The sequence below is a fragment of the Candidatus Symbiopectobacterium sp. NZEC135 genome, assembly GCF_025962695.1.
In genome coordinates this window covers 1-487 of sequence record NZ_JAGFPF010001585.1, presented here as the reverse complement: position 1 = coordinate 487, position 487 = coordinate 1, and the positions used below count along the sequence as shown (strand labels likewise).

Sequence of the window (487 nt, the reverse complement as noted above, 5' to 3'; positions counted from 1 at the left end):
GTGTTCTGCGGCATATACAGCACCACCTTATAACCCAACGCCGCGCCCATCATGGCGTAAGCAATGCCGGTATTACCGCTGGTGGCATCAATAATGGTTTTTTCTGGCGTCAGTGCGCCACGCGCAATGCCATCCAGCACCATGGCTTTTGCCGCACGGTCTTTTACCGAACCACTGGGGTTCATAAATTCCGCTTTCGCCCATAGCGATACCCCAGGCGCAACGTTAGAAAATAAGGGCAAGGCGATTAATGCCCACCCTATCCAAAATAGTCATGATTACATCCGTATGCAGGGTGCATAATTATTATTAGAAAAATCATTTCAAAAATAATGAGCGATATAAGTAGACCAGCGACGGCTTATTCTTATTTTTCATAATCCATAACCGGATTAAATAATCATCTTCGTCGCTGATTATTATTTTGCTGCGTCTATATGCTGATTAAATGCCGTCGCCATCGCGGTACTGCGATTGCAACAGGCTG

1 protein-coding gene is annotated in these 487 nt (G+C 45.8%); it reads right to left on the bottom strand.

Annotation, left to right across the window (positions count from 1 at the left end):
* Positions 1-185, bottom strand: a 185-nt coding sequence (locus J5224_RS35515) for a pyridoxal-phosphate dependent enzyme (RefSeq protein WP_264629449.1), incomplete at its 3' end; no start/stop codon positions are given.
* Positions 186-487 lie beyond the last annotated feature (302 nt).